Origin of the sequence: Streptomyces sp. NPDC090442 (assembly GCF_044769405.1) — a bacterium.
Lineage (GTDB): Bacteria > Actinomycetota > Actinomycetes > Streptomycetales > Streptomycetaceae > Streptomyces.
Genome location: NZ_JBIVXW010000005.1, coordinates 1 through 25569 on the forward strand (window position 1 = coordinate 1; position 25569 = coordinate 25569).

General features: G+C 69.3%; 34 protein-coding genes. 31 read left to right on the forward strand and 3 right to left on the reverse strand.

Annotation, left to right across the window (positions count from 1 at the left end; all coding sequences use genetic code 11):
* Positions 1 to 121: 121 nt before the first annotated feature.
* The 25 genes from ACIQU6_RS05465 to ACIQU6_RS05585 all read left to right on the forward strand — a co-directional run bounded on the left by ACIQU6_RS05465 (position 122) and on the right by ACIQU6_RS05585 (position 20382).
* A complete protein-coding gene (locus ACIQU6_RS05465) occupies positions 122 to 418 on the forward strand; it encodes a winged helix-turn-helix domain-containing protein (protein WP_403480320.1) in 297 nt (98 codons plus the stop codon).
* Positions 419 to 662: 244 nt separating this feature from the next.
* Positions 663 to 1892 (forward strand): helix-turn-helix domain-containing protein, encoded by a 1230-nt coding sequence (locus ACIQU6_RS05470; RefSeq protein ID WP_403480321.1) that lies wholly within the window; start codon positions 663 to 665, stop codon positions 1890 to 1892.
* Positions 1893 to 1947: 55 nt separating this feature from the next.
* Positions 1948 to 2388, forward strand: a complete 441-nt coding sequence (locus ACIQU6_RS05475) for a hypothetical protein (protein ID WP_403480322.1) — start codon at positions 1948 to 1950, stop codon at positions 2386 to 2388.
* Positions 2389 to 2465: 77 nt separating this feature from the next.
* The gene (locus ACIQU6_RS05480) at positions 2466 to 2903 is read left to right on the forward strand and encodes a hypothetical protein (RefSeq protein ID WP_403480323.1); all 438 of its coding nucleotides are present in this window, start codon (positions 2466 to 2468) and stop codon (positions 2901 to 2903) included.
* Positions 2904 to 2995: 92 nt separating this feature from the next.
* Positions 2996 to 4144, forward strand: coding sequence for a hypothetical protein (locus ACIQU6_RS05485; RefSeq protein ID WP_403480324.1), 1149 nt, complete (start codon positions 2996 to 2998; stop codon positions 4142 to 4144).
* Positions 4141 to 4497 (forward strand): ASCH domain-containing protein, encoded by a 357-nt coding sequence (locus ACIQU6_RS05490; RefSeq protein ID WP_403480325.1) that lies wholly within the window; start codon positions 4141 to 4143, stop codon positions 4495 to 4497. Before ACIQU6_RS05485 ends, ACIQU6_RS05490 begins: the two co-directional genes overlap by 4 nt.
* Positions 4498 to 4763: 266 nt before the next feature.
* On the forward strand, positions 4764 to 5462 hold the full coding sequence (locus ACIQU6_RS05495; RefSeq protein ID WP_403480326.1) for a terminase: 699 nt from the start codon (positions 4764 to 4766) through the stop codon (positions 5460 to 5462).
* Positions 5449 to 6927: a phage portal protein gene (locus tag ACIQU6_RS05500; RefSeq protein ID WP_403480327.1), complete on the forward strand. Its 1479-nt coding sequence runs from the start codon at positions 5449 to 5451 to the stop codon at positions 6925 to 6927. The genes ACIQU6_RS05495 and ACIQU6_RS05500 overlap by 14 nt, the downstream gene beginning before the upstream one ends.
* An 85-nt stretch (positions 6928 to 7012) precedes the next feature.
* Complete coding sequence (cspE, locus tag ACIQU6_RS05505) at positions 7013 to 7222, forward strand: transcription antiterminator/RNA stability regulator CspE (RefSeq protein WP_403480328.1); 210 nt, start codon at positions 7013 to 7015, stop codon at positions 7220 to 7222.
* A 79-nt stretch (positions 7223 to 7301) separates the two neighbouring features.
* Positions 7302 to 9584, forward strand: coding sequence for a phage minor capsid protein (locus tag ACIQU6_RS05510; protein ID WP_403480329.1), 2283 nt, complete (start codon positions 7302 to 7304; stop codon positions 9582 to 9584).
* A 12-nt stretch (positions 9585 to 9596) separates the two neighbouring features.
* Positions 9597 to 9764 (forward strand): Rmf/CrpP fold protein, encoded by a 168-nt coding sequence (locus tag ACIQU6_RS05515; RefSeq protein ID WP_403480330.1) that lies wholly within the window; start codon positions 9597 to 9599, stop codon positions 9762 to 9764.
* Between the two features lie 76 nt (positions 9765 to 9840).
* Entirely contained in the window at positions 9841 to 10497 is a 657-nt protein-coding gene (locus ACIQU6_RS05520) for a hypothetical protein (RefSeq protein WP_403480331.1), read from the forward strand.
* A 22-nt stretch (positions 10498 to 10519) separates the two neighbouring features.
* Positions 10520 to 11434, forward strand: coding sequence for a N4-gp56 family major capsid protein (locus tag ACIQU6_RS05525; RefSeq protein ID WP_403480332.1), 915 nt, complete (start codon positions 10520 to 10522; stop codon positions 11432 to 11434).
* Positions 11435 to 11437: 3 nt separating this feature from the next.
* Entirely contained in the window at positions 11438 to 11833 is a 396-nt protein-coding gene (locus ACIQU6_RS05530; RefSeq protein ID WP_403480333.1) for a hypothetical protein, read from the forward strand.
* Positions 11827 to 12150 (forward strand): hypothetical protein, encoded by a 324-nt coding sequence (locus tag ACIQU6_RS05535; protein WP_403480334.1) that lies wholly within the window; start codon positions 11827 to 11829, stop codon positions 12148 to 12150. Before ACIQU6_RS05530 ends, ACIQU6_RS05535 begins: the two co-directional genes overlap by 7 nt.
* Positions 12147 to 12503 carry a minor capsid protein gene (locus ACIQU6_RS05540; RefSeq protein ID WP_403480335.1) on the forward strand — a complete coding sequence of 119 codons (357 nt, stop codon included), beginning with the start codon at positions 12147 to 12149 and terminating at the stop codon, positions 12501 to 12503. The genes ACIQU6_RS05535 and ACIQU6_RS05540 overlap by 4 nt, the downstream gene beginning before the upstream one ends.
* Complete coding sequence (locus ACIQU6_RS05545) at positions 12500 to 12931, forward strand: minor capsid protein (protein WP_403480336.1); 432 nt, start codon at positions 12500 to 12502, stop codon at positions 12929 to 12931. Before ACIQU6_RS05540 ends, ACIQU6_RS05545 begins: the two co-directional genes overlap by 4 nt.
* 11 nt (positions 12932 to 12942) lie before the next feature.
* Complete coding sequence (locus ACIQU6_RS05550; protein WP_403480337.1) at positions 12943 to 13461, forward strand: phage tail tube protein; 519 nt, start codon at positions 12943 to 12945, stop codon at positions 13459 to 13461.
* The gene (locus ACIQU6_RS05555) at positions 13461 to 13982 is read left to right on the forward strand and encodes a hypothetical protein (protein WP_403480338.1); all 522 of its coding nucleotides are present in this window, start codon (positions 13461 to 13463) and stop codon (positions 13980 to 13982) included. The genes ACIQU6_RS05550 and ACIQU6_RS05555 overlap by 1 nt, the downstream gene beginning before the upstream one ends.
* A gap of 20 nt (positions 13983 to 14002) precedes the next feature.
* Positions 14003 to 14170, forward strand: coding sequence for a hypothetical protein (locus ACIQU6_RS05560; protein ID WP_403480339.1), 168 nt, complete (start codon positions 14003 to 14005; stop codon positions 14168 to 14170).
* 6 nt (positions 14171 to 14176) lie between these two features.
* Positions 14177 to 16597 carry a phage tail tape measure protein gene (locus ACIQU6_RS05565; RefSeq protein ID WP_403480340.1) on the forward strand — a complete coding sequence of 807 codons (2421 nt, stop codon included), beginning with the start codon at positions 14177 to 14179 and terminating at the stop codon, positions 16595 to 16597.
* 2 nt (positions 16598 to 16599) lie between these two features.
* Entirely contained in the window at positions 16600 to 17502 is a 903-nt protein-coding gene (locus ACIQU6_RS05570; protein WP_403480341.1) for a phage distal tail protein, read from the forward strand.
* A 9-nt stretch (positions 17503 to 17511) separates the two neighbouring features.
* A complete protein-coding gene (locus tag ACIQU6_RS05575; protein WP_403480342.1) occupies positions 17512 to 18513 on the forward strand; it encodes a hypothetical protein in 1002 nt (333 codons plus the stop codon).
* 22 nt (positions 18514 to 18535) lie between these two features.
* The gene (locus ACIQU6_RS05580) at positions 18536 to 19636 is read left to right on the forward strand and encodes a hypothetical protein (protein WP_403480343.1); all 1101 of its coding nucleotides are present in this window, start codon (positions 18536 to 18538) and stop codon (positions 19634 to 19636) included.
* The gene (locus ACIQU6_RS05585) at positions 19636 to 20382 is read left to right on the forward strand and encodes a hypothetical protein (RefSeq protein ID WP_403480344.1); all 747 of its coding nucleotides are present in this window, start codon (positions 19636 to 19638) and stop codon (positions 20380 to 20382) included. Before ACIQU6_RS05580 ends, ACIQU6_RS05585 begins: the two co-directional genes overlap by 1 nt.
* Positions 20383 to 20420: 38 nt before the next feature.
* On the opposite strand, the gene ACIQU6_RS05590 is transcribed toward ACIQU6_RS05585, so the two are convergent.
* On the reverse strand, positions 20421 to 20645 hold the full coding sequence (locus tag ACIQU6_RS05590) for a hypothetical protein (protein WP_403480345.1): 225 nt from the start codon (positions 20643 to 20645) through the stop codon (positions 20421 to 20423).
* A 112-nt stretch (positions 20646 to 20757) separates the two neighbouring features.
* Between ACIQU6_RS05590 and ACIQU6_RS05595 the strand changes: the two genes are divergently transcribed.
* The 5 genes from ACIQU6_RS05595 (at position 20758) to ACIQU6_RS05615 (ending at position 23819) form a co-directional block, all read left to right on the forward strand.
* Positions 20758 to 22209 carry a hypothetical protein gene (locus ACIQU6_RS05595; protein WP_403480346.1) on the forward strand — a complete coding sequence of 484 codons (1452 nt, stop codon included), beginning with the start codon at positions 20758 to 20760 and terminating at the stop codon, positions 22207 to 22209.
* A gap of 29 nt (positions 22210 to 22238) precedes the next feature.
* Positions 22239 to 22487 (forward strand): hypothetical protein, encoded by a 249-nt coding sequence (locus tag ACIQU6_RS05600; RefSeq protein ID WP_403480347.1) that lies wholly within the window; start codon positions 22239 to 22241, stop codon positions 22485 to 22487.
* A 78-nt stretch (positions 22488 to 22565) separates the two neighbouring features.
* Positions 22566 to 23291, forward strand: a complete 726-nt coding sequence (locus ACIQU6_RS05605; RefSeq protein WP_403480348.1) for a GH25 family lysozyme — start codon at positions 22566 to 22568, stop codon at positions 23289 to 23291.
* 7 nt (positions 23292 to 23298) lie between these two features.
* Complete coding sequence (locus ACIQU6_RS05610) at positions 23299 to 23565, forward strand: hypothetical protein (protein WP_403480349.1); 267 nt, start codon at positions 23299 to 23301, stop codon at positions 23563 to 23565.
* Positions 23562 to 23819, forward strand: coding sequence for a hypothetical protein (locus ACIQU6_RS05615; RefSeq protein ID WP_403480350.1), 258 nt, complete (start codon positions 23562 to 23564; stop codon positions 23817 to 23819). The genes ACIQU6_RS05610 and ACIQU6_RS05615 overlap by 4 nt, the downstream gene beginning before the upstream one ends.
* An 86-nt stretch (positions 23820 to 23905) precedes the next feature.
* Here ACIQU6_RS05615 and ACIQU6_RS05620 read toward each other — a convergent pair whose 3' ends face one another.
* Entirely contained in the window at positions 23906 to 24124 is a 219-nt protein-coding gene (locus ACIQU6_RS05620; RefSeq protein WP_403480351.1) for a DUF397 domain-containing protein, read from the reverse strand.
* On the reverse strand, positions 24121 to 24951 hold the full coding sequence (locus tag ACIQU6_RS05625; RefSeq protein ID WP_403480352.1) for a Scr1 family TA system antitoxin-like transcriptional regulator: 831 nt from the start codon (positions 24949 to 24951) through the stop codon (positions 24121 to 24123). The genes ACIQU6_RS05620 and ACIQU6_RS05625 overlap by 4 nt, the downstream gene beginning before the upstream one ends.
* Before the next feature lie 455 nt (positions 24952 to 25406).
* Between ACIQU6_RS05625 and ACIQU6_RS05630 the strand changes: the two genes are divergently transcribed.
* Positions 25407 to 25550, forward strand: coding sequence for an albusnodin family lasso peptide (locus ACIQU6_RS05630; protein WP_403480353.1), 144 nt, complete (start codon positions 25407 to 25409; stop codon positions 25548 to 25550).
* The last annotated feature ends 19 nt before the right edge of the window (positions 25551 to 25569 follow it).

A 25569-nucleotide genomic window follows, 5' to 3' on the forward strand; every position in this document is an offset into this window, starting at 1 on the left:
GCCGACCAACACGCCGCCACCCCACTCCCCACCGAATAGACCCCCACCGTCGCCAGGCACGACGAAGCCCCGCCCGGACACGGTCCGAACGGGGCAGGGGGCGGTCGGCAGTCAGCCGCGCGTGCGGGGAGGTCTCCGCAGGGAGGGGACCGGGGGTCAGGCAGGAAACGCAGTCTGGGCAGGCGTACAGCGTCACCCCGGGACCGCTGCCGCCGAGATCATCGCGGATATCGAGAGCGGGGCACTCGCCCCCGGCCGCCGAGTTCCCACCGAGTCGAACCTGATGCAGCGGTACGGCGTCGCACGGGACACCGCCCGCCGCGTCATGCGCTACCTGCGCGAAGAAGGCTACGTCCGCACCGTCCCGCAGCGTGGTTCGTACGTCATTGACCAGTCGGAATCGCAGTCTGACGCGTAGGGCACGCCGCGTACGCGCCGCTTCCGTCGACGAGTAGCTCGCCCCGAGCCACACCGAGCCTCCTCCCGACCTCTCGCCGGTACGGGGGCGCCGTTGTCCTTACCCGGCGCTTCCTGGCCTGTAGCCCTCCACACGCACCGTGTGCGCTCTGTACCGTCATGAGTATGAGCCCGACGGATGGAGCACGGATGCGTCGCCGACCGCTTGTAAGCCGCCGGCCCCTCGCCGCAAGGGGGGCGCGCTGATGTTGGAGGAAGCCGAGGAAATCGGCCGCCGCGTCCGGCGCGCACGGCTGCGCCTCGGGATGCCGCAGGCAGACCTCGCCGCCGCCCTGGGGAAAACGCAGGGGTGGGTGTCGAAGATGGAACGCGGCCTAATCGAACTCGACCGCGTCGGCCTGCTCAACCAGGTTGCCGCCGAGCTGCACGTACACCCTAACGACCTGATCGGCCGCCCATACAACAGCTCGCCAGACGAGAACCGATGGCAGGTTGCCGCGTCGTCCATCCTGCGCGAGCTGCGCCGGTACGACCTCGCCCCCGTCTTCGACGGCACACCACGGTCAGCTAGCCAACTCTGGCAGGAGGCAACCCGACTGCACCGCCTGCGCGACGCCGCAGCGAACGTCGCAATCGTGCAGGTGCTCCCCGACCTGTTTCGCGAGGCTCGCGCCCTTGCCGAAGTGTCGAACGGTCATGAGCGCGAGGAAGCGTTCGCCATCTACGCCGTGTGCTGCAAATTCGCTCACACAGCCGCGCACGCCCTCGGACACCCCGAATTGGTCGCCATGGCCTGCGAACGGGCCGCATGGTCGGCCCGCCTGTCCGGCGACTCCGTCATGCCAGCCGTGGCGGATTGGATGCGCATGTGGGACATGTGGGCCACTGCGGATTGGTCGGACGCAATCGCCCTTTCGGACCGGGCCATTGGGAGTCTCCAGCAGGGCTACGACCGGGGCGAGCCGCTCGCCGTGCGCGCGTGGGGCTCTCTCCAGCTCCGCGCGGCAGTGTCCGCAGCAAGGGGCGGGCACACCGCGGAAGCCGAGGACCGAATCGGGCACGCAAAGACGGCTGCCGAACGGTTGGGCGAGTACGTCGGGCCCCCGATCTACGACCGGCATTCGCTCACGTTCTCACCCGGCAACGTCCAGATCCACGCAATCAGCGTCGCACTGGAGATGCGCGAGCAGCGTAAGGCACTGGCCATAAACCGGCGCACCTCCCGAGACCTGGTCGCAGCGCTCCCCAACTCCCGGCAAGGCCACCATCACATGGACCTCGCGCGGGCATGGCTGTGGGATGGGAACCGGGACAAGGCGTTGAAGGAACTGGAGGCCGCCGAGCGCATCGCGCCGCAGCTCATCCGCAACCACCCCATTGCCCGGTCAACCCTGCGCAGCATCGTCTACGCCGAACGAGCAGCCACCCGCGAGAAGCTGTGCCGCATGTCAGACCGCTTCCACCTCGACGGATGAGGGTGGTATTCCTCCGGCTCATATTCGGCCTGTAGCTCGCCCCTAGCTTCGGGGTATGGCCGAACAGACCTCGAAGCAACTTCCCACGCGTGGCGTCGAGTTAGGTACGGGCGCCCCGTTTCACCCCCGACTCGGCGACCTCGCCCTCGACCTCGCCGAGGGCGGGCAGATCGGGGTCGTCGTCGCCCTGCCGAGCGACAGCGCGAAGTCGTATCACCTGCGCTTGCCCGGAGGCGGGGGCGACTGGCGCGCAAGGGCCGACGGGACCACCCTGCGCCCCGTGGCCGTACCGGTCACACACGTCACGCCCCAACGGCGCGACGTGGTGTACGACACCCGGGCGCAGCAGGCCGCCCTATCGGTCACGGTCCACCATGAGGACGGGGGCAACTCCGAGTCGGTGCTCATCCTCACCCCGGCGCAAGTCGAGCTGTACCACCTGCAACTAGAGAAGCTCATCGAGCGCCGGAAGAAGGCCCGGGAGCAGGGACTGTGAGCGCGGCCGTCGGGACGTATCGCCCGCCGACACCCGCGCGCCCGCTCAGGCACGCCGCCGTCGCCTTCCGCTGTGAAGTGACCGCCCACGACCTCAGCGGCTCTCGCGAGGTCGTCCTCGCGTACTACCGGGCCGCGTCCCCGCGCCTCGCCGCACGATGGATACACGCCGAGGCGCAGCATCTCGCCCGCCTGCTCGCCCCGGAGCCTGCGGCGGCGCACCTGCCGTCGGTCCTGCTCGTTGCTGCGGCCTCTACCTGCCCGCGGCCCGACGACGATCTGCTCGAATGGGCCAGCAGCGACGAGCAGTACGAACGCGCCATGCGCGTCCTCGCCTCGGGTAATGCCTACCTGCTCAACGTCACGGACTACGACGCCCGGTACTCCGTGCGCGCCTACGCCCTTCCGATCCATAGCAGGCCCATACAGCCTCCCGCCCCCGCCGGAAGACGCCCCAATGCCCCTGTGGAGGCGGGACGCCACCGCAGGCCGCGCCGCTGGCGCTTCACCCGATGACCCCGCCCCCGCGCCGATAACGGCTCCCCCCGGGCGCGGGGGTGGTGCACCACCTGTCCAGAACCACCGCCCCAACCAAGGGAAGTGAGTCCATGGAACAGTTCGAGCGCGCCCGCCCCGATTCCTACTACCCGGTCTCGCCAAACACTGTCCTTGCCAACGCGCTTTCACACGCTCCCGACGTACTGACGCCCCGCGTCCTCGACGCCGCGCCCGAGCGGATCGTGTTCGTGGTCGGGACACAGATCAACGGAGCACCGCACATCGGTACGTCGCTCGTCCAGTCCCTCACCTTCGCCACTGCGACGCGGGTGCGCGAGAAGTTCGGCGTACCGGTCGAGGTCCGGTTCGCGGCCCTCGACAACGCACCGCACACCGTCGTCACGGACCACCTCACCGGACACCGCTACATGCGCACCTACGCGCACGCCCTCGGCGCGCAGGCCATCGCCGAGCAGATCGACGCCCTGTACCGGCCGTTCTTCGCCGCGCTCTCCGAGCGCCTGGCCGTGCCGTACGTCGTCGAGACATACAGCCAGCAGCAGGCCGCCAAGCACTACCGCCGCACGTGGCTGCGCGTGCTGCCCCAGATGGACGCGGCCCGCTGGTGGCTCGCCCCGTCGGCTGGTGTCGCTCACCTCCGTGTGCCGTGCCCCGAATCAGGGTGCGGCTGGTCCGAGAAGTACGCCCAGCGCACCCGCGTACGCGACAACAGCCACGACCGCGCCATCGTCACGGCCGAGTGCCTGCACCATGGCGCGTACGAGGTCACCATCGCGCCGGACGGCGGCGACGGGTACCTCGACCTCGCCACCCTGTACCGCAACCTCGTGAAAGAGCTCTCCGTCTCCGACACGCACGGCGGCACCCTGCACGTGATGGTCAAGGGCGGCGACTGGGTGTTCGGCTCGCAGCTCGTCGACGGCGCCTTACAGGCCGTAGGGCTCACCCGTCAGCAGCTCCCGGCCCGCCTGTTCTGCCCGCAGATCGTCACGGACACGGGCGCGAAGCTGTCCAAGTCCCTCATTCGGGAAGGGCGCGCACCCTTGCCGGAGGGCGCCGCGCCTTGGATGCTCGACACCCGAGAGTGGCCCGGCACGGTGGCCGACTACGTCGAGCACCTGCTCGGCATGACCGAGGTCGTACTCTCGGACCCCCGGCATTTCTTCCGCTCGTACTCGGCCGGCGAGGTCGGCCGGATGATGACCGCACCAGCAGCTAGGAGCGTTCCCGCCCCATGACCGGAACCGCAGCTCGCGTACACGAGCTCAACCTTTACCGCCGGTACTTCGACCTCGTCGCCGCGGGCAAGAAGTCCACCGAGGTACGGGTCAAGTACCCGCACCTCGAAGACCTCGCCGCGGGCGACGTGATCCGGTTCCGGATCAAGGGCACCGAGGAGACCGTCGATGTGCGCGTGACCCGGGTCAACGAGTACAGGACGTTCGAGGCCCTGCTCGACAGCGAGGGCCCAGCAAACGTCAACCCGAGTTCCAGCCGCGAGGAACAGCTCGCGAACATCCGGAGCATCTACGGCCCGGACAAGGAAGCGCTCGGCGCCCTCGCGATCGGTATCGAACTCGTCGGATCGTGAGCACCACGGCGCCCGACCGACCGGCCCTCGCCATGCGGCGGGGGCCGTTGTCATGCCGGCATGGGAAGCAGCGACCGCGCGAGATACCCCGGCTGACCTGCGTATCTGAGCCACGACACGGCGCGTCAGTACTGAGGGGTTGACATGGAGGGTTAGCAACCACCAACCCGGACGGGCCGCGCCACTGGCTCAAGACCGGTTATCTCGACCGCGAGGCCGAACTCGACCTGAAGTCATGGCATTTCCGCCTCGCCGACAACCCGAGCTTGTCGCGTGCCTACGTCGCGTCGCTGGCCGCGGAGTATTCCGGTCTGTGGCGGCGCCGGATGATTGACGGCGCGTGGGTGGTGGCCGAGGGCGCGATCTACGACGCGTACGACGAGCAGCGGCACGTCGTCGACGAACTGCCCGCCATGCGGCGTTGCTGGGCTTCTGTCGACTACGGCACGACGAATCCGTTCGCCGCGCTGCTCGTTGGCCTCGGCACGGACGACCGGCTGTATGTGGTGAGTGAGTGGCGCCACGATGCGCGGGCCGTGCGACGGCAGATGACCGACGCCCAATACAGCCACGCCGTAAGCGCATGGCTGGCCGAGCAGGACGTCGAACCAGAATGGATCTTCGTCGACCCGAGCGCCGCATCGTTTTCCACACAGTTGTGGACAGACGGATTCCCGCACGTCACCCGTGCCCGAAACGAGGTGCTCGACGGCATCCGCTCGGTATCCGTCGCCCTCGACTCCGGACTGCTGCGCGTGCACCGTTCATGCACCGGACTGCTCGATGAACTGCCCTCGTACGCCTGGGATTCGGCCGCCGCCGCCCGTGGCGAGGACCGCCCCATCAAGGTCAATGACCACTCATGCGACGCGCTGCGCTACGCGCTGCACTCCACCGTCCACGAGTGGCGCCATCTGGTTCCCGCTCCGCCCGTCGATGAGGAGGTGACCGGTGTCGCTTCCTGATAACAACTCCCCTTGGCCACCACTGCAGATGGCCCCCTTCTACCAGGAGATGCGCACCGATCACGCGTGGTACTCCGGGGACCGCACGCTGCTCGCTCGCGTCTACCAGCGCGACGAACAGCGCGAGGACGGCAGCCGCCGCCTGTGGTCCCGGCTCCGTGCGCCCGTACCCGGCGAGCGCGACCGGCGGATGCATATCCCGCTCGCCGCGGACATCGCGCACACCTCGGCGGCCCTGCTGTTCTCCGAGCCGCCCACCGCTACCGTCACCAACTCCCCCACGCAGCAGCGCCTCGACAAGCTGATCGAGGCCGGCGGCGTAGCGAACACGCTGCTGGAAGCCGCGGAGGTGGGGGCGGCGCTCGGCGGTGTGTACCTCCGGGTGACCTGGGACCGCGACCTCGTCGCCCGCCCCCTGCTCACCGTCGTGCACGCTCACCGTGCCGTGCCTGAATTCCGCTTCGGCATCCTGGCGGCCGTCACCTTCTGGCACGAACTGCCCTGCGAGGACTCCGGAACCGTGTGGCGCCATGTGGAGCGGCACGAGGCCGGTCGGATCGTGCACGGTCTCTACCAGGGCACCCCCGACCACGTCGGCATCCGCGTGCCACTGACCGAACGGCCTGAAACCGCACCTCTGGCCGCCTCGCTCGGGCCCGCCGGCGACACCATAGAGACCGGTATCCCCGCACTCACCGCCGCTTACGTGCCGAACATGAAGCCTCACCGGCTTCACCTGGAAAGTCCGCACGGGCGCAGTGACTACGCGGCGCCGCTGTACGACATGCTCGACGAGATCGACGAGGTGTGGTCGTCGTGGATGCGCGATATCCGCCTCGCCCGTGCGCGGCTGATCGTGCCGGACGCCTACTTGCGGGACCGCGGCCCCGGCCGCGGCGCCTCGTTCGATGCTGACCGGGAAATCTGGCAGGCGTTGAACGTGCCCCCGACCGAGCAGGGTGGGATCACCCTGGCGCAGTTCGCGATCAGGGTCGACGAGCACCGGCAGACCTCCGAGGCGCTCACACAGCAGGCCGTACGGTCCGCTGGCTACAGCGTCCAGTCCTTCGGCCTCGGTGACCAGGGCGCCGCCGTCACTGCTACCGAAGTCACCGCGCGCGAGCGCCGATCGATGATCACCCGCGACACCAAATCGCGGTACTGGGCACCCGCACTCGCCGACATGCTGCACGTGATGCTCATGCTCGACCAGGCCCTGTTCACCCCGGGCCTCGCCCCGGAGCGCCCACGGCTGGTGTTCGGCGACTCCGTCTCCGAAGACCCGCAATCGGTCGCGCAGACCCTGTCCCTGCTCCAGCAGGCACAGGCCGTCAGCGTCGAGACCAAAGTGCGGATCTTGCACCCGGATTGGGACGACACCGCCGTACGCGAGGAGACCGACCGCATCCTGACCGAGTCCGGGCAGGCCGTGCCTGACCCCATGCAATCCGGCCACCTTCTCTAGAAGGTGCCGCTCAGGCCGCTCGACAGGATAATTCCCCCATCGAGGCCGATGTCCCTATCGGCCGCTCATAGCTCAAGGAGTAGCAGTGGCAAAGATCAAGGGCCAGGTGAAGTGGTTCAACGAATCCAAGGGGTTCGGCTTCATCGCCCCGGCTGATGGCAGCAAGGACGTGTTTGTGCACTTCTCGGCGATCCAAGGCAACGGATTCAAGACGTTGGCGGAAGGCCAGAACGTCGAGTTCGAGATCGAAGACGGTCAGAAGGGCCCCAGCGCCGTGAACGTCGTAGCCATCTAGAGCATCACCCTCGCTGTGCCGGTCGCCCCGCACCCACCGGAGGACCGGCACAGCGTGATGCGCGTAGGGGGGTGGCTGCATGCCGATCCACCCCGCCATGGTCGAAGACCTCTCGGCCGGTGTTCGGGACTTGTATGCGGACGCCGAGCAGCGGCTGCTTGGGATCGTGGCGCGGCAGCTTGCCGCGGGGTACGACGCTCCGGGGTGGGCCACGGCCAAGCTGGCCGATGTGCAGGCGTTGCGACGCGGTGCGCAGCAGGTCGTCGAGGCGCTCGGCACCGCCATGGAACTTGAGGTGTTCGACGTTGTCGCCGAGGCGTACAACGTGGGCGCGCGGGCCGGGCTGATCGAGCTGGGCGCGCTGCACGACGAGGACGTCCGGCGGATCGCTGAAAGCACCCCCAACGCCCGTGCCGTTGACCGCCTGGCGCAGGAGACCGTCGATCTTGTCGAGGAGACGCACCGCGGCATTCTGCGCGGTGTTGAGGACGGTTACCGGCAAGTGGTTGCCGAGGTGTCCTCCACGCCCCTGCTCGGGATCGACACCCGACGTCAGGCCACCCAACGCGCGATGGAGCGGTTTGCCGACCGTGGTCTGCGGACGTTCGTCGACAAGGCCGGGCGGGCGTGGTCGATGACCTCGTACGCCGAGATGACCGTGCGCACCAGCGTGGGACGTGCCGCGGTCGAGGCGCACGGCGACCGGCTGCGCGCCGCCGGCGTCGACCTGGTGATCGTCTCCAACGCTCCGCACGAGTGCCCACTGTGCAAACCGTATGAGGGCCGTGTGCTGGCGCTGGACGGTCCCGACGGGGCCCGGGTGATCGAGGTCGAGCACGCCGTCGAAGACGGCCGCATGGTCCGTGTGCGGATCGCCGGCAGTCTCGACGAGGCGCGCCGCGCCGGGTTGCAGCATCCCAACTGCCGTCACAGTACGAGCGCGTACCTGCCCGGCGTCACACGTGCCCCCGTCGAGCACTCGCAGGACCCGAGAGGGTATGAGGCCACGCAGAAGCAGCGGGCGATCGAACGCGGCATACGGAAGTGGAAGAACCGCGCCGCCGCCTCGACGACACCCGAAGGCAAGCGGGCCGCCGAGGCGCGGGTGCGGCAGTGGCAGGCCAAGATGCGGGCGCATCTTGGCGAGCATCCCGAGCTCATCCGCCGTCGCGAGCGTGAGCAGCTCGGCGCCGGCAACCTGCCCCCGGCCGGGGGCATGGCGGGCCGTCCCGGCACCGTGGGTGGTCCGGGGTCGGACCCGTTCGAGGTCGCTCGGGTGCGCTCCGGTGACGCGCGGACCCTGCCGGAGATGAGCGACGCCCAGCTCGGCGCCGCGCTGCGCCCTGGTGTGCTCGACGAGCACGACCGGCACCGGATCAGCAACGAGGCCGACCGGCGCGACGTGCAGGCACTGCTCGACCGCTTCCGTCCGCACGGCCAACTCGTCGACGATCTCTCCGCGTTCAGCGACGACGAGCTCGCCCGTGTCGCAACGCGCCTGGGCGACGACGACATGCTGCGGATCATGGCCGAGGCGGACCGGCGGGACATTGACGCCGCGCTGCCTGGCATCCGGCGCGACCTGGTCGGCATGTCCGAGCGTGATCTCGCCACCCGCGCCCGGCACGTTGAAGGCGACCGCGAGGCGATCGGCTCCGAGGTTCACCGCCGCCGCCTGCTGGCCGAACTGTTCCCCGGCGGGCGCCTGGCCGCTGATCTGTCGCAGCTCGGCGACGAGTTGCTCGTGTGGGGCGTGCGCTACGCAGGCCCCGAGGACGCCGCGCGGATCGCTGCCGAGATCGACCGTCGATACCCCGCGCCCCCGCCACCCGCCGCCGCGGGGACAGGCGTGGCCGACACCGTCGCCAACCGGGCCGCCCTCGATGAAGCCATGGGCCCGGTACGCCTGGACGATCCGGCGCCGGCGGACCCCGACGAGTGGGGCGCGTGGGGCCGCGACATCACCAAGGGCCCGGATGGGACCGAGCACATGTCGGCCGCCGAACGCTGGGTGTATGAGCGGGAGCTCGCCGACCGCCTCGCACAGACCGCCTACACCCGCCCGGAGATACGCCAGATGTACGAGGAGCACCTGCACTTGCAATGGCTGGCCGCCGAGGACGCCACCCGCGGTCATCTGCTCAACCGGCGGGCCGAGGCCGACGGCGTCGACCCTCGCAGTCTGTTCTCGGGCCCCTCCCACGTCGCCTACGCGCGCGCTTCAGAGGACTTGATCAGGTTCTGGGAGGAGCAATCGCCCCGCGTCACCCTGGCCGAGTTCACCGAGCAGGTAACAGGCATCCGCAGCAGCGCGGCCGAGACCGCCCGCCACGCCCGTACAGACCAACAACGCAAGTTCTAAAGGAGATTGGCCATGGGGTTCCGTGAGGACGCTATTCGGGCGCGCCGCGCCGGATATGTGGCTGCGCACGCCGGCCGCCCGGTGACCGACTGCCCGCACCCCGCCGACTCCCTGCTGCGCACAGCGTGGGTCCGCGGATACGCGGCCGGCCAGAAGTCGCCGCACACCCCCGCGGACTAGCACGCCGCTGACTCCGGGCCCGCAGACTGCGGGCCCTTCTCTTTGCCCGCACCACATCGGAAGGACGTGATCCCGCGTGTCTGAAACCCCCGCCGCGCCGCCGACCCGCGCCGAACCGAACCCCTCCACCCCACCCACCCCACCCACTGCACCGGAGGGCAGCAGCACCGGCGCCGTCGAGGTGCCTGCCGTTGAGCCGGCCGTCGCGCAGCGACTCGCCGACACCGAGCAGGCCGCGCAGCAGGCCACTGCGGAGCGCGACGAGTTGCTCGCTGCCCTGCGCAAGGTGCTCGATCCCAGCGGCGCCGCCGGCGAGCAGGACCCGGCACGATTGGCTGAGCAGGCCGCCACCGAACGGGACACGGCCCTCGCCGAAGCCAAGCAGCTACGCGTCGAGCTCGCCGCGCACCAGGCCGCCCACCGTGGCGGCGCCGACCCTGCCCGGCTGCTCGACTCCCGCGCGGTCGAGCAGCAGCTCGCCGAACTCGACCCGGCCGAGGCGAAGTTCGCCGAGCGACTCGACAAGGTCATCGCCGCCGCCATCGAGGCAAACCCTCTCCTGCGTGCGGACGGCGTCCTTGCCGGCCCGCCCAAGGGGGGCGCCGACTTCTTCGCCACCCCGCTCCCGCAGTTCACCGCCGAGCAGTTCGCCGCCCTGCCGTATGGCAAGCGCGTGGAGCTGTTCCAGTCCGACCCCGATCTGTACCGGCGGCTTTCTGCCGCGTCCGAGTAACTAAGCAGCAAGGAGGCGCCAGATGGCGACCGGAAAGACCACCTCGGCACAGATGATCGTGCCGGACGTCTGGGCCGACATGGTCCAGGCGAAGTTCAAGGGCAAGCTCATCGTCGGCTCACTCGCCCTGGATGACAACACCCTCGAAGGCAAGCCAGGCGACTCCGCCAACTTCCCCAAGTGGCGCACGCTGGGCGAGGCCGAGGAGCTCGACGAGGGCACCCCGATGACCCCCGAGCAGCTCAGCACCAACCCGGGCGCCACCGCCACCATCAAGGAAGCCGGGAAGGCCGTCGAGCTCACGGACAAGGCGCGCCTGGTGGCGTTCGGCGACCCGTATGCGGAAACGCAGCGGCAGCTCGGTGTCCTGATCGCGCGGAAGATCGACAAGGATCTCATCGCCGCGGCCGAGGCCCCTGGCGTGCTCGACGTCGATGCTTCCGACGAGCCGCTTTCGTGGCAGGTCCTGGTGGAAGGCATCACGCGGTTTCGGGACGAGTGGGAGCCGGACAACATGGCCGGCCTCGTCATTCACTCCGTGCAGCACGCGAGCCTGCTTGCTGACCCCAATTTCATCAGCGCCGACAAGTTCGGCACCGGTGCCGTGATCCCGCGCGGCATGATCGGGCGAATCGGCGGCGTGAACGTCTATGTCTCCGATCGCGTCACCACCACCCCGGGCGCTGAGGGCAAGCCGGCCACGTACAACGCGCTGATGATCCGGCGCGGTGCGCTCGGCCTGCTCTACAAGCGTCGCCCGCTGGTCGAGACCGAACGCAGGGTGCTCTCCCGCAGCACGCTGATCGCCACCAACGTGCACTACGCGACGCACCGCTTGGACGACGAGGGGGTCGTCGTCCTGCGCACCGCTGCCAGCCGGCCCAACTCCACTAGCGGGGACGATCCGCAGCCGGAGCAGCGCACCAAGAAGGCGTGAGCTATGGGACGCGTCTATGCCACCCCCGAGCAGTACGCGGCATGGACCGGTGAGCCGGCCCCCGAGGGCGCCGAGCGACTCCTCGCCCGTGCGTCCGAAGATGTCGACAGTGCGCTGCTGACCGCCGTGTATCCGGTCGACGAGGACGGCGACCCCACCCAGGCAACCATCGCAGCCGCGCTGCGGGATGCCACCTGCGCACAGGTCGAGTACCAACTCGCCGCCGGCGACGACGGCACCGGGGCGGCCGGACAGTGGGACTCGGTCTCTATCGGACCCGTCTCCCTGTCCGGTCGGTCTGGGCGCAGCGCCGGATCGTCCGGCGTCGACCTCGCCCCGCGCGCCGACCGCATCCTGCGCCGCGCCAGCCTCGAACCGGGGCAGGTGTTCGCATGGTGACCCAGGTCCCCGCGGTGCTGCTGCGGCACCGGATCACAGTCGCGCCGTACGCAGGCGAGGGCGCTTACGGGGCCCAATACCGCCACGCCATCCCCAACGTGCCCGCCCTGGTGGACGACAGTCCCCGCCTGGTGCGCACCGCCGACGGTCGCCAAGTCACCGCAACAGCAACCGTCATCGCCGGGCCGACGCTCGACTGCCCACCCGGGAGCCAGATCACCCTGCCCGGCGGGCGCACCACCACCGCGCTCACCGTGGCTCGCCACACCGCCCCCGGACTGCCTATTCCCGCCTGTACGGAGGTGAGTTGCGAATGACCGCACAACGGGCCCACCTACAGTGGGACGGCCAGGCAGCAACCGCCGCCATCCAACAGGCCGCCGCCCGCGGCGCGCTGCTCGGCGCCGAGCACGTACTCGCCGAGAGCCGAAAGCGGGTACCGATCGCCGAGGGCACCCTCGAACGCTCCGGCGCCGCCAGCGTCGATGAGCAGCAGATCGTCGCCGCCGTCTCCTATGACACCCCCTACGCCCGGCGGGTGCACGAGGACATGAACGCCCGGCATTCTCCCGGGCGTTCGGCGAAGTACCTCGAATCGGTGCTACCGAGCACGAGCGGCGACGTGCAGGCGTTGATCGCGGCGCAGGTTCGGCGGGCGCTGCGCTCATGAGTTACACCGCCGACCTGCTCGACGGCCTCGCCCGTCTCTTGGACGCCGCCGGGGTCGGGAGCTACCGGCCCGATGGGGTGTATCAGCCGGGCGATACCGCGATCACCGTCGCCACCATGCCACCGGCGCCAGATCGCGTGATCTGCCTATCTGCCTACTCGGTCACCGACTCCCCGGTGCTCACCGACACCCTCACCGGCGTGCAGCTCCGTACCCGGGCCAGCGCGGACCCGCGCGAGGTCGACGCGCTCGACGACGCGGTGTTCGACGTGCTGCACGGCTCCGGCCCCCACACCTGGGGCACGGCCCGTGTGCAGCTTCTCTATCGCGTCTCAGCCGCGCCGATCGGCGCCGACTCCGCCGGCCGCATGGAACGCAGCAGCAACTACTACGCCCGCGCCCACCGCAGGGCCCCGAATCTTGAATAGGAGGCGCCACGATGAGCACCCCGACGCCGCCGGCCGAGACCGTGACCGCGCTCGCCCGCCGCTACCGACTGGAACTCGACACAGGCAAGGACGGCACCCCGGCATGGGCCGTGGTCCCCGGCGTTACTGAGTTCACGCCGAAAATCGAACCGACTCAGCAGGACGTCACCACGTATGACGCCGAGGGCTGGTCGGAGCAGGCCGTGACCATGCTCGCGTGGTCGGTCGAGGTCACCCTCGCCCACCGCGCCCACCCCACAACCGGCCGATTCAACGCCGCGCAGGAGACCCTGCGCCGGGCAAGCATGTCGTTCGGCGCGGCTTCTTACGTCCGCGTGCGTTACTACGACCGCAACGGCGCCCCAGACGCCCAGGAAGGCACGGCCCTGGTCACCTGGGAGCCCGAGGGCGGCGGCCCCGACGAGGTCGACACGATCAAGGTCACGCTTACCGGATCGGGCCCGCTGGTCGAGATCCCGAACCCCGTTGGGGACGCGCCGCCGGTGAACAACAAGGGCGGTGACGCGTAGTGGCGTTCGAGGCTCTCGACGAGCTGCTCGACGAAACCATTCAATTCCCCATCCGAGGCAAGACGTACACCGTCCCGGCACCTTCCGCCGAGGTCGGTCTGCGCACGCAGGCGCTCCTGAACGCCGCGGCGGTGGCGGCCGACGGCGGGCAGGTCGACGAGCAGGTGCTCGGTGATGCTGCCGAACGTGACCTGTACCGCGAGGTTCTCGGTAGCGCGCACGCGCAGATGGTCGCCGACGCCGTGCCCTGGCCCGCCCTCAAACACGCCGCCCTGACAGCGATGGTGTGGATCACGCAGGACAAGGCCGCGGCAGAGAAGTTCTGGAATGCGGGCGGCGACCCAAATCGAGCAGCCCCGAATCGGCAGGCACGCCGGGCCCAATCGGGCGCGGCGAAGTCGACCCCGCCTCGGGGCTCCACGAGTGGTACGAGTGGCCCGAAGGCACCCCCCGCCCGCGCCCGGGGCAGGGGCAACCGCTCGCGCTCACCTGGTCCAAGATCCTCGGGCACTGGCCGCTGATCGAGGCGGACCTGCACGAGATGTACGGCGTCGACGTCGGCGACCGGGCACTGCTGCGGGCCCGGTCCTGGCGGTGGCTGCGCGTGCGCATCCTCGCCCTGTTGTCCGCCGAGTCCCGCCTCGCCCGCGCGCTCACACCCCCACCCGCCGCCTCCGCATCCCCGGGAGGCTCGACCGTCCGGAGGTGATGCGCCGTGGCCCTGCGCGTCGGCGAACTCGCCGCAACCATCAGCGTCGATGACTCCGGCGCCCGGACTGGTGTGCAGCGGGCCGAGGCCGCGCTGCGCGCTGGCGGCGACCGTATGGCCGCGGGCGCCGGCCGCTCCGGGCAGCAGGCCGGCGACCAGCTCGGCGACGGTGTCGAGCGGGGCGCCGATCGGGGCAGCAACCGCGCCGCCGAGGCCATACAGAAGGGGCTCAAGCGGCTCGCTGCCGCCGCGGTCGGCCTGGCCATCGGTACCGCCCTGGTCGGCGGAATTGGCGAAGCCCTCGAACAGTCCAAGGTCCCCGGCCAGCTACAGGCGCAGCTCGGCACCAGCGGCCCCGTCGCCGCGAAGTACGGCAAGGTCGCCGGCCAGCTCTACAGCAGTGCCGTAGTCGACTCCGTCCAAGACGGTGCCGAGGTTCTCACCGGCATTGCGCGTAATGGCCTGTTGCCGCCCGAGGCAACCGAGCAGCAGATCGCCACCATGGGCCGGCGGGTCGCCGATACCGCGGCCGTGATGGGCGAGGACGTCTCAGCCGTCACCCGATCCGTGGGCCAGATGATGCGCACGGGCCTCGCCAAATCCGCGGATGAAGCGATGGACGTGCTTGTTCGAGGCACACAGCGCGGCGGGAACGCGGCCGAGGATTTGCTCGACACGTTCACCGAATACGGCACGCAGTTCCGGAACATGGGCCTGTCCGGACAGCAGGCCATGGGGCTCATTCAGCAGGGGCTCAAGGGCGGTGCCCGCGATGCTGACGTCGTCGCAGACGCGATCAAGGAATTTAGCATTGAGGCGGTCAAGGGCGGCGACGGAGTCCGCAAGGGGCTCGAAGAACTCAAGTTGCCGGCAGACGACTTGTTCAAGGCATTCGGCAAGGGCGGGCCCGCGGCGTTCAAGGCTTTCGACACGGTCGCCGACAAGCTCCGTGCGGTCCGCGACCCCGTCGAACGCAACTCGATCGCAATGGATCTCTTCGGCACGAAAAGCGAAGACCTAGCGCGGGCCCTTTACACGCTCGACCCGTCCAGCGCCGTAAAGGCGTTGGGGGGTGTCAAGGGCGCCGCCGACGGGGCGGGCAACGCCATGCGGGACAACGCCGCAACCAAGGTCGAGGTGTTCAAACGCAAGTTGATGCAGGGCGTTGTCGAGGTCCTCGGTACCTACGTCGTTCCAGCGATTGAGAAGCTCGTGAACTGGCTCGGCGACGGTGGCCTCGGCCGCGCGTTCAAGACTGCGGCGAGTTTCGTATCCCAGCACTCCACCGCGCTCAGCATCGCGGCCGGCGTGATCACCACGCTCATGCTCCCCACCCTGGTCACGCTCGCCACGCAGGCCACCACCACCGCGGCATCCGTGGTGACGAGTTGGGCGACGCAAAGCGCCGCGGCCGTTACCGGCGCCGCACGGTTCGTCGCCTCGAACGTCACGGTTCTTGCCGGTTGGGTGGCGCAAGGTGCCGCCGCCGTCGCCACGGGTGCGCGCGTGGTGGGGGCATGGGTCCTCATGGGTGCGCAGAGTCTGATGCAGGCCGCGCGGATGGCTGCTGCGTGGGTGATGGCCATGGGCCCCGTCGGCTGGATCATCACCGCCGTTGTGGGCCTGGTTGCGCTGATCGTCGCCAAGTGGGACGCCATCAAGAACGCCACGGCCGCCGCCTGGGAGTGGGTCTGGAACAAGATCAAGAGTGTGGGGCAGTGGCTGCTCGACCTGTTCCTGAACTGGACCCTCGTCGGCCTGATCATCAAACACTGGGACGACATCAAGGCCGGCACCGTCCGGGTCTGGAACGCCATCGTCGATTGGGTCAAGGCACTGCCGCAGCGCATCGTCGACTTCTTCCTGAACTGGACCCTCGTCGGGCTGATCATCAAGCACTGGTCAGCAATCAAGGACGGCACACAACGCAAGGCCGGCGAGATGCTCGACTGGGTCCGCGGACTTCCCGTGCGCATCGTGTCGTACTTCGGCGACTTCGGCTCGATGCTCTACAACAAGGGCCGCGACCTGATCACGGGCCTGTGGAACGGGATCAAGAACATGGGTCCCTGGCTCGCCAGCACCCTCGCCGGGTGGGCAAAGGACTTGATCCCCGGGCCGATTGCCCGCGCGCTGGGCATCCATTCACCCTCGCGCGTCATGCGGGATCAGATCGGCCGGCATATCCCCTCGGGCATCGTCGAGGGCATCAAGTCCGGCGCGCCCGCGGTCGACCGCACGATGCGCAACCTTGTGTCTGTCCCCGCCGCCCCGCAGCTCGCCACGACTGCCGGCGCACCCGCCACCAGCACGCCGCAGAGCGGGAGTTGGGGAGCAACCGTGCATATCGAGAACTGGCACGCCGGATCGGCGACCGCGGACCAAACCGCCGCGGCGCTGGCCTGGCACGCCAAGGCAAGGGGGTGACCGTGGCTGGCGACATGGTCAGCGTGCCGGGGCACATACAGTTCGGCGAGCTGCTGCTCGGCCCCGGCACCCCCTACCGCTGGCAGTCCCTCACCGGCTGGGAAGACTCCCCCGGCCTGGACTCTGGCAGCGTGGCCCGCTCCGACGCACACGGCGCCCTCCCCGGCCGACTGCTGGCACAGCCGCGCACCATCACCGTTGACGGCCTGGTGCTGCGCGCCGAACCCGGCGCGGTGGGCACCGTCGTGCGATACCTCGCCGCAGCAACCACGCTCACCGACAGCGAGCAGCCGCTCGTCGTGCGCCTGGACGACTCCCCGCCCCTGCTGTCGTGGGCACGGTGCATACGTCGCTCGATCCCCGTCACCCGCGGGTACGCGATCGGCGTCGTCACCGGCGGTGCGGTGCAGTTCGAGGCGAGCGACCCGCGCCGGTACGCCGTCGTCGAGCAGCGCGTCGAGACCCGGCTACCGATGCCTGAGCCCGGCCTCGACTGGCACCTCACCTCCGGCACCGTCGAGCGCCTCGACTGGCCGCTCGACTTCGGCGCACCCGGCTCCACCGGCACTCTCGCCGTAGCCAACGACGGAGACGCCCCCACACACCCAGTGATCAGCTTCCGGGGGCCGGTTGCCCTGCCGTCGTTGACCAACCTGGCCACCGGCGACCGGATCGAGTACGACCTCGCCCTCGCCTCCGACGACACGCTGACCGTCGACACCAACGAGGGCACGGTCACGCTCAACGGCACCGCCTCACGCCTCTACACCGCCACCAACCAATCAGGCCCAGAAGGAACGTTCGCGCTCCCGCCTGGCCTTACGCACTTCGCTTTCCGGGCCGCGCCCGGCACCACCGACCCGCGCGCCGCCTGCTCCGTGCGGTGGCGCTCGGCCTACTGGTAAGGAGACCCTGTGACCGTGCGCGCCGCGTGGCTGCTGCCCGACGGGCAGACCCGCGCCGACACCCGCCTCGCGCCGCTCGGCGCCATGGCCCCCACCTCCGAACTCGCCTCCCGCGGTGGCGTGATCGCTGGAGGTGATCCGCTCAAAGCGACGCCGGTCGCCTCCATGCAGGTGCAGATCGGCACCGGCCGCGCACTCGTGCAAGGCACCGACTCCCAAGGCGCCTACCCCGTCGCCGTAACCGCCCCTGAAACACTTACGGTTGCGGACGGTGATGCGCAGTACCCGCGGGTCGACTCCATCGTGCTGCGCGTGCTCGACCCCCTGTACGACACCAGCGAGCAGACAGACGTCGCCATCGAGATCATCCAGGGCACCCCCTCGGCAACCCCAACCGCCCCGATGCTGCCGCCGGCCGCGCTCCGCCTGTGGGAGGTGACCGTTCCGGCCGGTGCTTCCGCGGGAACGGGCGGGATCAACTGGAGTACGGCGCTGGCCGATCGGCGCCGGTACACCGCCGCGTACGGCGGGATCATCCCCCGCGGCTGGGGCCTGAACTTCCCCGGCGCCTACGACGGGCAGTACCGCGACACCGGCACCGGCCTGGAACGCTGGTCCGCCTCGGCCAACACGTGGCAGATCCACCCGGCCGACACCGGCTGGCTCGACCTACCCCTACCCACCGGCTATCAGCGGTTCTCCGCCAACGCCTACCCCTTCCAAATCCGCAAGACCGGCACACAAGTGCACCTGCGCGGGCGCATCACCCGCACCGCCGGCCCCATCCCCGCCGACGGACAACCCCTCCCCGGTCTAACCCTGCCCGCCGCCTACCGGCCGTCCCAGTCGCCCAGCTCGTACGTCGAGGTGACGTTCGGTTGCGACGTCTCCAGCACCTACCCGATTGGCGTTGTCCGCGGCGAGATCAGCGGCCGAGGCACCATCAGCGCCGCCTTTCAACGACCCGTTTCCACATGGCTGGCCTTCGGCTGCTCCTGGTGGACCGACTGACCCACACGCAAGGGGGTACGCCGTGTCCGCCCCCTACCGAGCCTTGTTCTGCGATCTGCGCACCGACCAACTACTCGACGTGCTGCCCCTACAAGGGGTGAGCTTCGACGACTACCTCGGCAAGACCGGCACCGCCTCGGGCACCATCCCTATCCCCAACGCCGCCGTTGCGGCTCGCGTCCGCACCGCCGTCGCCCCCGGCCGCACCGCACTGTGGATCGAGCGGGGACGAGAAATCTGGTGGGGCGGAATCGTGTGGACCGCGTCCGTGCAGTCCACCGACCGCGGCTTTCTGTCCATGCAGGTCCAGGCGGGCACCTTCGACAGCTACCTCGATCACCGCCGGCTCTTCGACACCTTCGAGGCACGGCAGGTTGAACAGTTCGACATCGTGCGGCAGTTGATCGATTACGCGCAGCAGACCGCCGGCGGCGACATCGGCATCGAGTACGGCACCGAGACGTCCGGCACGCCCCGTGACCGCCTCTACAGCCGGTACGACGTGCCCTCGCTGCGCGACCTGATCGACCAACTCGGCAACGTGCAGAGCGGGTTTGAGTGGCGTATAGCCGCCTTCCGTGATCCCGAAAGCGGCCGGCGCATCAAGCGCTTGCAGCTTGGGTCACCGGTGATCCGCACCGGCACGGCCGACACCGTCCTCGACCACCCGGGCCCAGTCATGTCCTACGCCTGGCCCGTAGACGCCACCGGACAAGCGAGCGTCTGGCAGTCCCGCGGTGCCAGCGACAACGCCAACCAGACCGAGGACTCCGTGCCGTTGCTCTCCGATCTGCTCGTTGACGAGGCCGCGTTCGCGGCCGGCTGGCCCCGCCTCGACGGCACTTCGGACTACTCCACGGTGATCGAGAAGCCGACCCTGGACGCGCACGCGCGGGCCGACTGGAACGCCGCCCGCACCCCGCGCACTATCCCCGAGGTCACGGTCCACATGGGCCGCGCGCCCCTCTCCCCCGCCATGCTCGGCACCACCATCCGCCTGCGCATACGCGACCTGTGGTTCGCCGACGGCCTCGATGCGCGATACCGCGTCGTCGGCATGGCCATCACACCCCCCTCGCGCGGACAACCCGAGACCGCCCGCCTGTACCTGGAGGCGCCCTAATGGCCGCTGTCCCCCTCGACCTACTCGACCGCATCCGCACCCTTGAACGCCAGGTTCGCGAACTGGCCGGCCGCGCGCAGACCCGGCCTGCCATGAACCGCATCACGCACGGGGCCGTCGTGATCGGCGAGGGCGGCTCCCTCGACGTCCGGGCCCCCGGCGGCGCGCAGGTTCTCGGGGTCGGCCAGTTCCCCACCACCGGCCGGTACGGCGTGAGCATGGCCCGCGAGGACGGGACCGGCATCGCCCTGGAGGTAGGCGGCAACGACACCACCGCATCCCAAATGATCAGGCTGTTTCCCCGCGGCGGGTATCCGTCTTCCCCGATCGTGATGGACGACGGGTACGCCGACGGGTACCTCGGCCGCCCGTGGGTACCCATCCCCCTCGCCCCCAGCGCCCCCGTCACCGCCTCCGACTGGACAACGACGCACGTCGGAACCATCTGGACGCAACACGCCGTGCTCGCGGCGAACTGGTCGATTCACGCGCCGGCCGGCACCACCGCCGAGGCCCGCCTCATGCTCAACCACAGCGGCAACCTCACCCAGCTCGGCAACACCGTCACCGCCACCGGCAAAGAAGCCTTCACCTCCCAGCGCATCACCCCCAAGACACACGGCCTATCCCGTGGCGACACCGCCGTCCTCCTCATCCAAGCCCGGCGCACCAACGGCCCTGGCACCTGTACTGCGTGGTGCCAGGGCATATGGGGAGGCAACACCGCCAACGCCAGCGAAGCGTAGAAGCAGCGCCAAACCGGAGCCGGCGGGTGACCCCCGGTCTACGACAGGTCGCCTATGTCAATCCGCAGATTGTCAGAGTTGGGCTGGCCCTGCTGCTGCGCCTGCGAAGGCTTGCGCTGCGGCTGCGAAGGCTTGCGCTGCGGCTGTTCCTGCGAAGGCTTGCGCTGTGCCTCGTCATTCGACTGCGGGTTCCTACCGGACCGGTCCCTGGCCTCGTCTTCCATCTGCTGGACCGAGCCGTCGACGTTGTCGTCAATGTTCATGATTGCTCCGATTTCAGACTGATTGACCCCCTCCACAGGCTTCCACGGCCTTGCCGAAGCCGCATGCCGGCGCTCACCCCAACGCCCTACCGACCAGTCATGAGGTGATGTCGTGCTTCCCGACTCCATCCCCACCGTCACCGTCACCGGGCGCTATCTCTCACCCGATGGCCGGCCCCTGTCCGGCAGCGTGACATTCCGCGCACCGGCCCAACTCACCTTCCCCACCGCCGAAGTGATCCTCGGCGGTCCCGTCGTCGCCGCCCTCGACGCCCAGGGGCAGATCAGTGCGACCCTGCCCGCCACCGACGCACCCGATATGGACCCGTCGGGCTGGTCGTACACCGTCACCGAGCAGCTCGGGGGCATCCCCGCCGGCCGCTCGTATCAAGTCCTGCTGCCCGCCGAGGCGCCGCTCGTAGACCTCGCCGACATCGCGCCGACCGACCCGGCCAAGCCGAACTACGTGGCTGTGCGGGGCGATTCGGCGTACGAGGTGGCCGTCGCCGCCGGGTTCGAAGGTGCCCCGGCCGTCTGGCTCGCATCTCTGGTTGGCCCCCGCGGCCCCGAGGGCGAACGCGGTCCGATCGGGCCCCAGGGCGAGCCAGGCCCCCAAGGCGCACGCGGCGGACAAGGTACCCCGGGGGCAGACGGCCGGGTGCAATCCGTCAACGGCCAGTCAGCGGCCGAGGTTACGCTCGCCGCGGCCGACGTCGGAGCGGTCCCCGCCACGGCGGCCGGCGCCCCGGGTGGCATCGCCCAGCTCGACGACACCGGCCGCGTACCCGCCACCCAACTCCCCTCCACCGTCGGCGCGGTCACGTCGGTCAACGGCAAGACCGGCGCCGTACAGCTCAGCGCGGACGACGTCGGCGCGCTGGCCACCAGCACGCGCGGCACGGCCGGCGGTGTGGCCGCACTCGACGCCAACGGGCGCGTGCCCGCCACTCAGCTCCCGACGGTGAACGGCGGCGCCCGGAACGTCTGGTCACCGCAGGCTCTCGGCTTTCAGGCGTGGACGTGCGACCCGTACACCGCGGCCAACCCAGCGGCCAAGTTCCTTGTGCCCCAACGTCTTTACGTGTGCGGGATCAACATCACCGAGCCGACCCAAGCCAACGCCGTGATCATGTTCGCCCGCGGCTACGGGGGCGTGTCCGCCGCCCGGTTCGCCGCGGGTATCTACCGCGAGGACGGTACGAAGGTCACCAGCACGGCGGCGCCGGTCAGCCTCGGCATGGCCGGGCAGACGCCCGGCAGTCCACCGCAGATGGCCACCAACCACATCGGCTCAACCGCGATCGCCATGCCGTCAACCATCACCCTCTCGCCCGGCCGCTACTGGCTGACATGGGTTCTGACCACGGGCGGCGCCTCGGATTACGCGTTCTTCCACGTGCAGAACGAATCCCCCGCCGCCGCGGCGAACTTCTTCTTCGGCACGCCGTTTGCCCGCGCCTGGTACCTCAACTCCCAGTCCAACACCCCGACCAAGCTCAACCAGGCCGACGCGAGCGTGCTCACCGACCACGACGTTCCGGTCATGGCTCTCGCCCTGGCCTGACCACCACACAGCAGAAAGGCACCACACCCATGGCACAGATCATCCGCGCCGAAATCGCCGTCGGTTACGACATCGAGAACCGAGACCCGCACAGGGCCGTGATCCGGCACAACATCCCCATCATGACGTGGGCACCCGGCGGCAGCGTCTACCTCACGCCCCAGGAGAACGAGGCCGCGCTCAGGGCCGCCGCCCAAGCGTTCGTCGCAGCACTGCCCACCAATCGGGGCTATAGCGTCGCCGCTTCCCTCGTGAGCGAGGCCAACACCCCTATCTGACCTCCCATTTCACGTCCGGCACGCACGCCCGAGCGCACCGCGCCGGGCGTTTTCTCATGCCAGCAAGGAAGACACCACATGACCGTGAGAGGCGTCGACGTCTCCTCCTACCAGTCCGCGACGTACAGCACCAAGGGGCTCGACTTCGCGTTCATCAAGGCCACCGAGGGCACGTCGTACATCAACCCCCGCATGACCGCACAGGCCGCCCACGCCCGCCGGAACGGGCTGGTTACCGGCTTCTATCACTTCCTGCGGCCGGGCGACATGAAGGCCCAGGCCCGTTACTTCGTCGACCAGGCGTGCAGCGTCGAGGGCGACCCGCTGTTCGCCGACTGGGAAGACTCGCGGGTGAGCTGCGCGCAGAAGGACCAGTTCCTCGCCGAGGTCCGGCGCCTGCGGGGCGCGACGCACCGCGTCGGCCTGTACTGCAATCAGGACTATTGGTTGCGTCGGGACACCAGCGGCGACGCCGGCGACGCGCTGTGGATCGCGGACTACGTCACCGCCGGCCGCCCTCGCATCAAGGCGCGGTGGCTCTTCCACCAGCACACCGACCGGCCCCTCGACACCAACGTCGCGGACTTCCCCGACCGGGCCGCGCTTCGGGCGTGGGCGACCAAGGCCGCGGCCCCGCCGAGCAAGCCCTCGCCGCCGGCCGCCACGTACACCGTGCGATCCGGCGACACCCTCTCCGGCATCGCGGCCCGCTACGGAACGACCGTCGCCAAGCTCGCCGCCGCGAACCACATCGCCAACCCCGACCGGATCTACGCCGGCCAGACACTCAAGATCGTGAAGTGAGGACCCCATGACCGACGCCAACCGCCGCACCATCCGAACCATCGTGCAGACCACCGTCGCCCTCGCCGTACTACTCCCCGCCATCGTCGATGCCGCCGGCATCCCCGCGTCCCTGCCGTGGGTCGCCGGCTCCCTCGCCGTCGCCGGCGGCTTGGCCCGCGTGATGGCCCTGCCCGGCGTGCAGGCGCTACTCCCCGGCTGGCTGCGCGCCGATCCGCCGGCCGACGTCGAGCCGCGCGCCCTCGCCCGCAAGGACGGCGGGGGTAGCGAGTGACCGACCGCGACCCCGGCGACGTCGCCCTCGAACTTGAGCGACTGCGAACGGCAGTTGAGGCCGGGTTCGCCCGCCTGGACGGACAACTCGCCCTTGTGGGACAGCGATCCGACCAGACCGACCGGCGCCTCGCCGACCTCGACACCCGCCTCGACGCCGTCGAACGCCGCCGCTGGCCGCTCCCCAGCATCGCCGCGCTCGTTGGCGTCATCGGGCTAGCCCTAACGATCTGGCAAGCCACCGCAGCCCGCTAATCAACTGTGCGCCCCCGCCTCCGGCAACGCGCCGGGGCGGGGGCGATTTTTCTCGTGCGCGGTGCAGTTCGGCTAAGGGTAGAGGCTCAGGAAGTGAGCCCCCCACTCCTGACAGCCTCGACGAACGATGACCACACGGACGGCTCAAAGGTGAGCGCAGGACCCTGCGGGTTCTTGCTGTCACGGACTGGGATATTGCCTGAGCTGGCGTAAGCCGGTGCCCACTCAACGCAACTCCCGCCCCCGTTACCGCTGTAACTCGACTTGACCCACTCCGCGTGGGAGAGGTCAGGGGTGGTGCTCATGTCGGTAGTGCCTCCATTACGGACCGGATGACCGCCGCCGACTTGGCCGGCGTAAGGGCGCATGCCCTGAGCAGATCGTAGGCGCGCTGGCGCTCCGCAATGATCCCCAAGTCTTCGAGCAGCGTTCCAGTCGTGATGCTCTCCTCGTAGGCCACTCGCGCACCGTCGTCCAAGGTCATCAGAGTCAGCGTGCCCCCTACCAACGCATGTCCCCCATGTTCGAATGGGAGAACCTGAACGACCGTCGTGGGCGTCAGCGTCAGATCGGCGAGTCGAGTCAGCTGCGCCCGCATGACTGCTGAGCCCCCGAATCCTCGCCGCAATACGGCTTCGTCGAGGATCAGGGAGAGATCCGGCGACGGGTCAGCACGCAGCAACGCTTGCCGACTCATACGGGCTGCGAGCAGTTCCTCGATCTCCTCCCGCGTCGCTTTGGGGTTGGAGACAACGAATTGAGCGCGGGCGTATCCCTCTGTCTGCACCAGTCCGGGCACGATCTGCCCCGCGTACTCTTCGATGAGCCGCGCTCGCGCCTCAAGCTCCATTCGACGACGGAACTGATCGGGATGAACTTCCTTTGCAGCGAGCCGATACAGCTCCTGGAAAATCCCATCCGTCCCAAATTCAGCGTCCAGCATCGCCGGCAACGTCGGAGGCGGCATCGACTCGGCCGTCTCGATCCGGGACAGGTGGCTGCGGCTGATCTTCACCACCTCCGACAGCCCCTCCAGGCTTATGGCTAACCGCTCGCGATAGGCGCGCATCTTGGCGCCGAACAGATGCCGCGCGCTCCGATCGGGCGTCAGTTCGCGGGGTCGTGCTGGCACTGGGCAACTCCCTTCTCCCCACATGGAAGTGGGGACATGAATGCCTGGCCTTCGCTGCTATCCAGGGCAACGCTTGAAGCACGCAAAGTAGTAGATCCCCCGTCGGCACAGCCGGCGAACGTTCGAAGGGACCGACATGGCGGCGGCGATCAAGTCACGCTCGGTGGAGGGGGCCGTGCACAGGTGCGGAGCAGGCGCGCACCGTACTACACGGTGCACTCGCTCCGGCATCTTGGCCAAGTCGCCACCGTGTGAGCACTCGACAACAGTCAAGCGCGGAGGCAAGACCTTCTGCCGCCAGTGCGGCCGGCAGCTTTACCTCTGAGACTCCGCCCCCTGCCGGGACGACCCGTTAGGGCTCTCCTACACACCCGGCGGGCGCGGTTCCACCCCCTTGCGCTGGCCTATTCAGCACAAGGGGCCGTTGAGCAAGTTGAGTTAAGGAAGGAGAGATCATGACCGACCACGAGCAGACCGCAACTCAGCAGCAGGCGAGTACGTTCACGCCGCCGCAGGTGATCGACCTGGGCGACGCTGCAGAACTCACGCGCGGCAGCGACCAGGACAGCACGGAGTCGAAGCAGACCCCGTACGACTAATGCATGTGCGGCGGCCCCC

What these genes read in the sequence shown, in the direction of transcription:
- ACIQU6_RS05630 (WP_403480353.1), top strand. Translation starts at nt 25,407, where the DNA reads ATGACCGACCACGAGCAGACCGCAACTCAGCAGCAGGCGAGTACGTTC.
- ACIQU6_RS05470 (WP_403480321.1), top strand. Translation starts at nt 663, where the DNA reads ATGTTGGAGGAAGCCGAGGAAATCGGCCGCCGCGTCCGGCGCGCACGG.
- ACIQU6_RS05620 (WP_403480351.1), bottom strand. Translation starts at nt 24,124, where the DNA reads ATGAGCACCACCCCTGACCTCTCCCACGCGGAGTGGGTCAAGTCGAGT.
- ACIQU6_RS05475 (WP_403480322.1), top strand. Translation starts at nt 1,948, where the DNA reads ATGGCCGAACAGACCTCGAAGCAACTTCCCACGCGTGGCGTCGAGTTA.
- ACIQU6_RS05545 (WP_403480336.1), top strand. Translation starts at nt 12,500, where the DNA reads ATGAGTTACACCGCCGACCTGCTCGACGGCCTCGCCCGTCTCTTGGAC.
- ACIQU6_RS05540 (WP_403480335.1), top strand. Translation starts at nt 12,147, where the DNA reads ATGACCGCACAACGGGCCCACCTACAGTGGGACGGCCAGGCAGCAACC.
- ACIQU6_RS05525 (WP_403480332.1), top strand. Translation starts at nt 10,520, where the DNA reads ATGGCGACCGGAAAGACCACCTCGGCACAGATGATCGTGCCGGACGTC.
- ACIQU6_RS05600 (WP_403480347.1), top strand. Translation starts at nt 22,239, where the DNA reads ATGGCACAGATCATCCGCGCCGAAATCGCCGTCGGTTACGACATCGAG.
- ACIQU6_RS05515 (WP_403480330.1), top strand. Translation starts at nt 9,597, where the DNA reads ATGGGGTTCCGTGAGGACGCTATTCGGGCGCGCCGCGCCGGATATGTG.
- ACIQU6_RS05510 (WP_403480329.1), top strand. Translation starts at nt 7,302, where the DNA reads ATGCCGATCCACCCCGCCATGGTCGAAGACCTCTCGGCCGGTGTTCGG.
- ACIQU6_RS05605 (WP_403480348.1), top strand. Translation starts at nt 22,566, where the DNA reads ATGACCGTGAGAGGCGTCGACGTCTCCTCCTACCAGTCCGCGACGTAC.
- ACIQU6_RS05585 (WP_403480344.1), top strand. Translation starts at nt 19,636, where the DNA reads ATGGCCGCTGTCCCCCTCGACCTACTCGACCGCATCCGCACCCTTGAA.
- ACIQU6_RS05535 (WP_403480334.1), top strand. Translation starts at nt 11,827, where the DNA reads ATGGTGACCCAGGTCCCCGCGGTGCTGCTGCGGCACCGGATCACAGTC.
- ACIQU6_RS05610 (WP_403480349.1), top strand. Translation starts at nt 23,299, where the DNA reads ATGACCGACGCCAACCGCCGCACCATCCGAACCATCGTGCAGACCACC.
- ACIQU6_RS05590 (WP_403480345.1), bottom strand. Translation starts at nt 20,645, where the DNA reads ATGAACATTGACGACAACGTCGACGGCTCGGTCCAGCAGATGGAAGAC.
- ACIQU6_RS05485 (WP_403480324.1), top strand. Translation starts at nt 2,996, where the DNA reads ATGGAACAGTTCGAGCGCGCCCGCCCCGATTCCTACTACCCGGTCTCG.
- ACIQU6_RS05550 (WP_403480337.1), top strand. Translation starts at nt 12,943, where the DNA reads ATGAGCACCCCGACGCCGCCGGCCGAGACCGTGACCGCGCTCGCCCGC.
- ACIQU6_RS05530 (WP_403480333.1), top strand. Translation starts at nt 11,438, where the DNA reads ATGGGACGCGTCTATGCCACCCCCGAGCAGTACGCGGCATGGACCGGT.
- ACIQU6_RS05560 (WP_403480339.1), top strand. Translation starts at nt 14,003, where the DNA reads ATGTACGGCGTCGACGTCGGCGACCGGGCACTGCTGCGGGCCCGGTCC.
- ACIQU6_RS05490 (WP_403480325.1), top strand. Translation starts at nt 4,141, where the DNA reads ATGACCGGAACCGCAGCTCGCGTACACGAGCTCAACCTTTACCGCCGG.